At 69.2% G+C, this 8,649-nt stretch carries 8 protein-coding genes and 1 pseudogene; 4 read left to right on the forward strand and 5 right to left on the reverse strand.

The genetic code is table 11. The features are described from left to right. Together ADBZ6I_RS13590 and ADBZ6I_RS13595 are read left to right on the forward strand one after the other, a co-directional pair. Window positions 1–72, forward strand: a pseudogene (locus ADBZ6I_RS13590) (XRE family transcriptional regulator); the annotation flags it as partial. A 67-nt stretch (window positions 73–139) separates the two neighbouring features. Beyond that, a complete protein-coding gene (locus ADBZ6I_RS13595) occupies window positions 140–562 on the forward strand; it encodes a CoA-binding protein (RefSeq protein ID WP_526384693.1) in 423 nt (140 codons plus the stop codon). On the opposite strand, the gene ADBZ6I_RS13600 is transcribed toward ADBZ6I_RS13595, so the two are convergent. Beyond that, complete coding sequence (locus tag ADBZ6I_RS13600) at window positions 549–1,238, reverse strand: hypothetical protein (RefSeq protein WP_526384695.1); 690 nt, start codon at window positions 1,236–1,238, stop codon at window positions 549–551. The two genes, ADBZ6I_RS13595 and ADBZ6I_RS13600, sit on opposite strands and share 14 nt — an antisense overlap. Further along, entirely contained in the window at window positions 1,235–1,984 is a 750-nt protein-coding gene (locus tag ADBZ6I_RS13605; RefSeq protein ID WP_526384697.1) for an Rv1363c family protein, read from the reverse strand. Before ADBZ6I_RS13605 ends, ADBZ6I_RS13600 begins: the two co-directional genes overlap by 4 nt. A 64-nt stretch (window positions 1,985–2,048) precedes the next feature. Here ADBZ6I_RS13605 and ADBZ6I_RS13610 point away from each other — a divergent pair, with 64 nt between their 5' ends. Further along, entirely contained in the window at window positions 2,049–4,055 is a 2,007-nt protein-coding gene (locus ADBZ6I_RS13610) for a M13 family metallopeptidase (RefSeq protein ID WP_526384699.1), read from the forward strand. A gap of 13 nt (window positions 4,056–4,068) precedes the next feature. Here ADBZ6I_RS13610 and ADBZ6I_RS13615 read toward each other — a convergent pair whose 3' ends face one another. From ADBZ6I_RS13615 to ricR, 3 genes are all read right to left on the reverse strand, one after another. Beyond that, window positions 4,069–5,160 carry a L,D-transpeptidase gene (locus ADBZ6I_RS13615; RefSeq protein WP_526384705.1) on the reverse strand — a complete coding sequence of 364 codons (1,092 nt, stop codon included), beginning with the start codon at window positions 5,158–5,160 and terminating at the stop codon, window positions 4,069–4,071. Window positions 5,161–5,285: 125 nt separating this feature from the next. Beyond that, on the reverse strand, window positions 5,286–6,545 hold the full coding sequence (locus tag ADBZ6I_RS13620; protein ID WP_526384701.1) for an MFS transporter: 1,260 nt from the start codon (window positions 6,543–6,545) through the stop codon (window positions 5,286–5,288). A gap of 164 nt (window positions 6,546–6,709) precedes the next feature. Next, entirely contained in the window at window positions 6,710–7,000 is a 291-nt protein-coding gene (gene ricR, locus ADBZ6I_RS13625) for a copper-sensing transcriptional repressor RicR (protein WP_526384703.1), read from the reverse strand. A 38-nt stretch (window positions 7,001–7,038) separates the two neighbouring features. Here ricR and ilvD point away from each other — a divergent pair. Beyond that, the coding region (gene ilvD, locus ADBZ6I_RS13630) for a dihydroxy-acid dehydratase (RefSeq protein WP_526384707.1) at window positions 7,039–8,649 on the forward strand (1,611 nt) is incomplete at its 3' end.

Here is an 8,649-nt window from a genome sequence, read left to right on the forward strand (position 1 = left end):
AGCCCGCTGGCGTCGCTGATGATCCGGATGCGACGGCTGTCCGACCGGTTCGCCAAGATGCGGGCGCAGCAGGCCATGGACGAAACTCAGGTGCTGACCGGCGCGAACACCGTCGTGCAGACCTCCATCCAGGCGGACGATGAGTACCCCGAACCCGACTGATCTGCGCGACATCCTGCGCGACACCCGCACGGTGGCCGTCGTCGGCGCCTCGGACAAACTCGCGCGGCCGAGCAACGACGTTTTCGGATATCTGGCCCGGCACAGTCACTTCGAGTTGTATCCGGTGAACCCGACGATCAGCAGGATCGGCGAGGTGACGGTGTATCCGACGCTCGCCGACCTCCCGGTGGTGCCGGACATGGTGGACGTCTTCCGCCGCTACGAGGATCTGCCCGCGGTGCTGGACGAGGCCCTGGCGCTGAGCCCGCACCCCAAATACCTGTGGCTGCAACAGGGTTTGTGGCATCCGCAGGTTGCCGAGCGAGCCCGTGCGGCCGGCCTGACGGTGGTGATGGACCGCTGCCTGAAAGTGGACTACGCGCGGCTCATCGAGAGTTGATGGGCGTCACGTCGACCACCCGCCAGTTACCGTCCTGCTGGTCCATGGCCACCCGCAGCGACAGCACCGCGACACTGGGCTGCTGACCGGGTTCGGTCTGGGTGCCGCGCAGAAGCACCGCCACGCTGGCCGCCCCGGGGCTCAGCGCCTCCAGTCCGGCCGAGATGGTCTGAGCCTGCGCGGTCACTTTCCGCTTGGCCATATCCGCTGTGGCAGGGCCGAATTGGGCCTTGAACGCCTCGGCGCGCTCGGGGGTCATCCGCGCCGTCGCGCGGTCGATGGCCGCCGCCGGGTCCGCCGGGCTGAACGTCGCGGTGGCCTCGGCGACCTCAGCGGCGATCTGCACCGCCTCGGTGGTGTCACGGGTGAAGTCGCGGTCCGGCAGAGTCCAGCGGGTATAGCCGACCACCGCCGCCACCGCCACCGCGGCGGTCGCGGTGCCCACGACGGCAAGACGCAGCCCGGGAGCATCGTCGTCGGTGCCCATGGTCACCGAATCACGCCGGAACAGAACGGCATTGACGATCACGGCCTGCACGATGAGCAGGCACAGCATGGAGCACACCGCCACCCACCACCGCGGCCAGCCGAGGATCAGCCCGATCATCAGCAGCGCGGCGATCGCCGCCAGCGGGGCCAGGACGTCGAAACCGAGCACGCGCAACCTGTTTCTCACCGCAGCGACTCCAGTCGCGAGATCTTCGGGGTGCCGTCGACATCGGAGACGCCCAACCGCAGGTTCCAGCGCACCGTCGTGGGTCCGCTAGGAGCCCCAGGCGCCTGCGTGGGTCCGCTAGGAGCCCCAGGCGCCTGCGTGGGTCCGCTAGGAGCCCCAGGCGGGGTGGTCGGCGCCGTGGACTTGGCGGCCGCGTTCTCACTGACCGACGTCGCGACGACCAGCACGGTCTCGGTTCGGGCGGACAGTTCGTCCGGCAGGGACGGTGGCGCGGGCGAGCGCTGACCGGGCTGGGTGCCCAGGGCGTTGTGCATCACCTCGATCGACACCGACTCGACCTGGCCGGTGGTGGTGGACTGCAGCGTCTTGACCACATCCCGGTACGGGGCGATGGACTTCTCGAATCCGGTGTTCAGTTCCCCGACGGTGCCGTCCCGCAGCCGGGCCATGCTGTCCTCGACGTTGCCGGCGTTCATGTTGATCAGGGTCTGGGTCCAGTCCGCCGCCGCCGCCAGCACCCTGCCCTGGTAGTCGCGGTGGGACTGCTCGCTGCGATGCCCGGACCACAGCACCGCGAGCAGGGCCGCGGCCGCCACCGCCAGCACCGCCAGCACGGCGGCGGCCACCCCGAACCCGGAAATCGCCGAACGGCGCTGCGCGGGCTGGGCGACGGCAGCGGTCGTGTTGGGGGACTTCGTGCCGGGCTCGGTGCTGGGCTCGGTGCTGTCCGGGCCGGGATCGGGCATGAGGGGCAGGTTACCGGGCAGCACGGTGGCGTCGGTGGTTGTAAGCCGCGAATGACTGGTAAGGATGGTGGGCGTGAAGGTAGACGCGCGACGCTCCGGTATCGACCTGGCCCACCTCGATTCGGCGGTCCGGCCGCAGGACGACCTCTTCGGGCATGTCAACGGCCGCTGGCTGGACGAATACGTGATGCCCGCCGACCGCGCCACCGACGGAGCCTTCCGCCAGCTCTACGACCGCGCAGAGGAGCAGGTGCACGCGTTGATCACCGATGCCGCCAACGGCAGCCTCGCCGCCGAGGGCACCGACGCCCAGCGCATCGGCGACCTGTTCGCCAGCTTCGCCGACGAGGAGGCCGTCGAACGGCGCGGCCTGACGCCGCTGCTCGACGAGCTCGCGCTGATCGACACCGCGGCCAGCCCCGACGAACTGGCCGTCGCCCTGGGCCGACTGCAGCGCACCGGGGTCGGCGGCGGCGTGGGCCTCTACGTCAACACCGACTCCAAGGACTCCTCGCGCTACCTGGTGCACCTGACCCAGTCCGGCCTGGGCCTGCCCGACGAGTCCTACTACCGCGACGAGCAGCATGCCGCGATCCTGGGCGCCTACCCGGCGCACATCGCGGCGATGTTCGCGCAGGTGTTCGGCGGCGCGGGCGACGAGTACGCCGAACGCGCCGGCCGGGTCGTGGCGTGCGAGACCGCGCTGGCCGCCGCACACTGGGACGTGGTGCGCCGCCGCGACGCCGATCTGACCTACAACCTGCGCACCTTCGCCGAGCTGGGCGATTTCGCGCCCGGCTTCGATTGGACGGCGTGGATCGCCGCGTTGGGATCCAGCCCGCAGCAGGCCGCCGAAGTGGTTGTGCGCCAACCTGATTACCTGACTTCCTTCGCCCGGCTGTGGTCGTCCGGGGACTTCGGCGTCTGGCAGGACTGGGCGCGCTGGCGGCTGATCCACGCTCGCGCCGCGGTGTTGCCCGCCGCCCTGGTCGAGGAGGATTTCGCTTTCTACGGCCGCACCCTGTCGGGCACCGAGCAGATCCGAGAGCGCTGGAAGCGGGGGGTGTCACTGGTCGAGAGCCTGATGGGCGACGCGGTGGGCAGGCTGTACGTCGACGCGCATTTCCCGCCGGATGCCAAGGCGCGGATGGACGTTCTGGTGGCCAACCTGCGGGAGGCCTACCGGGTGAGCATCGGCAACCTGGACTGGATGACGCCGGCCACCCGCGAGCGGGCGCTGGCAAAGCTGGACAAGTTCACCGCCAAGATCGGCTACCCGGCCAAGTGGCGGGACTACTCGGCCCTGGTCATTAGTCGTGATGATCTGTACGGCAACGTGATTCGGGGCACCGTGGTGGAGTCCGACCGGGAGCTGGCCAAGCTGGGCGGGCCCGTCGATCGCGACGAGTGGTTCATGACGCCGCAGACCGTCAACGCCTATTACAACCCCGGGATGAACGAAATCGTATTCCCCGCCGCCATTCTGCAGCCGCCGTTCTTCGACGCCGACGCCGACGACGCCGCCAACTACGGCGGTATCGGCGCGGTGATCGGCCACGAGATCGGGCACGGTTTCGACGATCAGGGCTCGAAGTACGACGGCGACGGCCACCTGGTCGACTGGTGGACCGACGAGGACCGCCGCGAGTTCGGCTCCCGGACCACCGCACTGATCGAGCAGTACGAGACCTACGTTCCACGCGACCTGGCCGACCGCCCCGAATCCCCGCATGTGCAGGGCGCTTTCACCGTCGGGGAGAACATCGGCGACCTGGGTGGGTTGTCGATCGCGTTGCTGGCCTACCGGTTGTCACTCGGCGGCCGGCCGGCGCCGGTGATCGACGGCCTGACCGGGGTGCAACGGGTGCTGTTCGGCTGGGCGCAGGTGTGGCGCACCAAGTCCCGCCCGGCCGAGGCGGTGCGACGGCTTGCCGTCGACCCGCACTCGCCACCGGAATTCCGCTGCAACGGCGTGGTTCGCAATATCGACGACTTCTACGAAGCGTTCGATGTCACACAGGACGACGTGCTCTACCTCGACCCGAGGCTGCGGGTGCGGATCTGGAACTAGCGGACGATCCGAATCAGTAGAGCGTCCACTGCCAGTCGTCGGCGCCGTCCGGTCGGGTGTAGAGCCCACCGCCGGAGTTCTTCACCACGATCGGGTCTCCACTGCCGAAGTTGTCGTAGAACCACTTGGCGTTGGCCGGGGAGAGGTTGATGCACCCGTGGCTGACGTTGCGGACGCCCTGATCACCGACCGACCATGAGGCGCCGTGCACGAAGCCGCCACTGTTGTCGATGCGCACGGCCCACGGCACCTTGATCTTATAGCCGTACTCCGAATTGATCGGGACCCCATAGGTCGAGGAATCCATCATCAACTCGGGGAACTTCTCCAGCACGTAGTAGGTGCCGTTCTTGGTCTCGTGGATGCCGTTGTCCATCCCCATCGAGATCGGCATGACCTTCTCGACCTCACCATTGCGGGTGACCGTCATCTGCTTGGTGTTGTCGTCGATGGTGGCGATCATCTGATCACCGACCCGGAAGCTGGACCTGGCGCCGCTGGCGTCGATGGTGACCAGGGTGCCGGCCGGCCAGAAGTCGTAGGGCCGCCACCGCACCTGGGTGTCGGTCGTCCAGTAGAAAGTGCCCGGAACCGGCGGGTTGGACGAGATGTGGATGGACTGCTCGGCCAGCGCACGGTTGGCGATAGGGCGCTGGAAGTCGATGATGATCGGCTTGGCCACCCCGACCAGAGCGCCGTTGACGGGGTTGAAGCGCGGGGGCGCGAACACCGGGTCACCGGTGTAGGGCGAGTTGTTCTGGCCCTTGACGGTACTGGTGTTGGTGCTCGACTTCGGCACCGATGCGGGACCGCCGGCAGGGTTCTTCGGAACGACCGGCGCGGGAGCAGCCGCGGGGGGCGAGGCAGCCGGGGCAGCGGGTGCCGCCGCCGGGGCAGCCGGAGCCGGTGGCGGGGGCGGCGGCAAGAATCCCGGAGCCGCCAGATCACCCGGCAGGGGCGGCGGCGGCGGGGGCAGCACCACCGGCGCGGGCTGCACAGGCGGTGGCGGTGGCGGCGGTACCGGCTCGGCCTGCGCCGAACCAGCGCCCAAGCCGGACATACCTACCACGCACAGGGCGGTGGCCAGAACGCCTTTCACCCGCATCACCACAAAAACCTCCAATTCTTGCTTGGTCCCCAGTGTTACACAGCACCGAAGGTGCTCGGCGCACCAGAAACGCCGGTCAGGGCGCTGACCTGTGCAGATGATCGGCACGGGGGTGAGAAGCGTTACTTCCCGCTGGTCAGATCAGTGGTCTGCGCGGCCGGCGAGGCGAGCGCGAAGAGGTCCCGAGAGACCAGCATGCACGCCAAGGCACTGGCCACCAGCACGGCCGAGGCGGTCAGCATGACGCCCTCGCCGGCGTGCTCGAACAGCAGGCCGCCGAGCAGCGAACCGGCCATGATGCCGATTTGGAAGGCAGCGACGTAGAGCCCCGAGGCCCCGTCCGGGTCCTCAGGGCAGTGCCGCATGGCCGCGGACTGAAGGATCGGCGGCATCGCGGTGGCCGTGGCGCCCCAGGCGATGACGGTGACGATCCCGACCAGCAGGGTTGCCGTGGTGACACGACCGTCGAATCCGAGACCGGCCAGGATCGCGAACACCACCGTCAGCCCGGCCAGGCACCCACCGATCGCCGCTTTAGGGTGCCGGTCACCGGGGCGGGCCAGCACGGCCATGAACGTCAGTCCGGCCACCCCGTAGGCCGCCAGCAGCCAGGCCATGCTCGCGCCGGTGAGGCCGACGACATCGCGGATGATCACCACGATGAAGGTGTAGGAGATGAAGTGCCCGCTGACGCCCACCAGGGTCAGCACGCACATGGTGAGCAGTCGCCGGTTGCGGTGATGCCAGGCGCGGCGCAGCGCGCCCTCGGTGAACTCGGCCGGCATCGCCATCAGCGGCAGGGTCAGCCAGGCGGCCAGCATCACCACGGCGGCAGCTGCGGTGATGGCGATAACGGCCAGCCGCCAGCCCCACAGTTCGCTCATCGCCGCGGTCAGCGGGCTGCCGACGACCAACGCCAGCCCGGTCCCTCCGTACACCGCCATCGTGGCCCGGGCGGCGTGGCTGGGCGGGACCAGCCGGGTGCCGATCGGGGCCACCACCGACCACATCAGTCCGTGGGTCAGCGCGCACAGCACCCGGCCGAGCGCCAGCACGGCGAACGTCGGCGCCAGCGCCGAAATCAACTGCGAAATGGTCAGCGACGCGAGGGTCAAGATCAGCGTCCGCCGCCGCGGCCACGTCGACGTCCAGCGCACCAACGGGACGGTCGCCACCGCCGCCACCGCGGCGTAGCTGGCCAGCAGCGTGCCGACCAAGGCTTCGCTCACGCCGAGGTCGGCGGCGATGGCGGGCAGCGCTCCGACCGGCATGATCTCGGCCGTCACGTAGACGAACGCGGCGGCCGCCAGCACGGCCAGCGAAAGAGCGACCCGTGGTGTCCAGGGGCCGGAGCGGGACGAGGCGGAAACGTCGGCTGTCATAGGTCCGGTGGCTGTCATAGGTCCGGTCATCACGGTATCGGCAGACTCCGCTGCGCCAAACCCCCGGCGCGCCGGGACGCGCACTTCGAGACCGGCCTGAGACGAGCTAGGACCGCACTAGCCGCGCGATCGCGGCGGACGCCTGATTCGCCGCTCCCGCGCGACTAGGACCGCACTAGCCGCGCGATCGCGGCGGACGCCTCAGCCAGTTTCTCGTCGGCCCCTTCGCCACCCGCGGCGACGGCATGGCTCACGCAGTGCTTGAGGTGCTCGTCGAGCAACCCGATGGCCACCGATTGCATCGCGCTGTTGACTGCACTGATCTGGGTGAGGATGTCGATGCAGTACTTGTCCTCGTCGATCATCTTGGCGATGCCGCGAACCTGACCCTCGATGCGCCGCAGTCGTTTGGCGTAGTTGTCCTTGTTGGCCGAATAGCCGTGTGCGCCGGTCATGCCACCGCACTGTACCCGATACCCACAGGGGGTATCAGCTGCCATTCTGGCGCCGGCCCCAGCAGGCATACTGGTTTACCGTGAGCGACACTCCTGATCTCAAGCCCCGTAGCCGCGACGTCACCGACGGACTGGAGAGGGCCGCCGCCCGCGGGATGCTGCGCGCCGTGGGCATGGGCGACGAGGACTTCGCCAAGCCGCAGATCGGCGTCGCGTCGTCGTGGAACGAGATCACCCCGTGCAACCTGTCGCTGCAACGGCTGGCCCAGGCCAGCAAGGACGGCGTCTTCGAGGCCGGCGGCTTCCCCATGGAGTTCGGCACCATCTCGGTCTCCGACGGCATCTCGATGGGCCATGAGGGCATGCACTTCTCGCTGGTGTCCCGCGAGATCATCGCCGACAGCGTGGAAACCGTCATGATGGCCGAACGCCTCGACGGTTCGGTGCTGCTCGCCGGCTGCGACAAGTCGCTACCCGGCATGCTGATGGCCGCCGCCCGCCTGGACCTGGCCGCGGTGTTCCTCTACGCCGGCTCGATCCTGCCGGGCAAGGCCAAACTGTCCGACGGCACCGAGATGGACGTGACGATCATCGACGCCTTCGAAGCGGTCGGCGCCTGCGCACGCGGCCTGATGTCGCGGGCCGACGTCGACGCCATCGAGCGCGCGATCTGCCCCGGCGAGGGCGCCTGCGGCGGCATGTACACCGCCAACACCATGGCCAGTGCGGCTGAGGCGCTAGGCATGTCGTTGCCCGGCAGCGCCGCTCCCCCGGCCACCGACCGCCGCCGCGACGGGTACGCCCGGCGCAGCGGCATGGCCGTCGTGGAGTTGCTGCGCCGCGGCATCACCGCGCGCGACATCCTCACCAAGGAGGCCTTCGAGAACGCCATCGCGGTGGTGATGGCCTTCGGCGGCTCCACCAACGCGGTGCTGCACCTGCTGGCGATCGCCCACGAGGCCAAGGTGGAGCTGTCCCTGGCGGACTTCACCCGCGTCGGCGCCCGGGTGCCGCACCTGGCCGACGTCAAGCCGTTCGGCAAGAACGTCATGACCGACGTCGACCGCATCGGCGGCGTCCCGGTGGTGATGAAGGCGCTGCTCGACGCCGGGCTGCTGCACGGCGACGTGCTGACCGTGACCGGGAAAACCATGGCCGAGAACCTCGCCCACATCAACCCGCCGGATCTCGACGGCAAGGTGCTGCGCGCGATGAACAACCCGATCCACCCCACCGGCGGCATCACGATCCTGCACGGCTCGCTGGCCCCCGAGGGCGCGGTGGTCAAGTCCGCGGGCTTCGACGCCACCGTCTTCGAAGGCACCGCAAGGGTTTTCGACGGCGAGCGGGCCGCGATGGATGCCCTGGAGGACGGCACCATCACCGCCGGCGACGTGGTGGTCATCCGCTACGAAGGACCCAAGGGCGGTCCCGGTATGCGGGAGATGCTGGCCATCACCGGCGCCATCAAGGGCGCCGGGCTGGGCAAGGACGTGCTGCTGCTCACCGACGGCCGGTTCTCCGGCGGCACCACCGGGCTGTGCGTCGGCCATGTCGCCCCCGAAGCGGTCGACGCCGGGCCGATCGCGTTCGTCGCCGACGGCGACCGGATCCGGCTGGACGTGGCCAGCGGGACGCTGGACATTCTC

Origin of the sequence: Mycobacterium sp. (assembly GCF_044342925.1) — a bacterium.
Taxonomy (GTDB): domain Bacteria; phylum Actinomycetota; class Actinomycetes; order Mycobacteriales; family Mycobacteriaceae; genus Mycobacterium.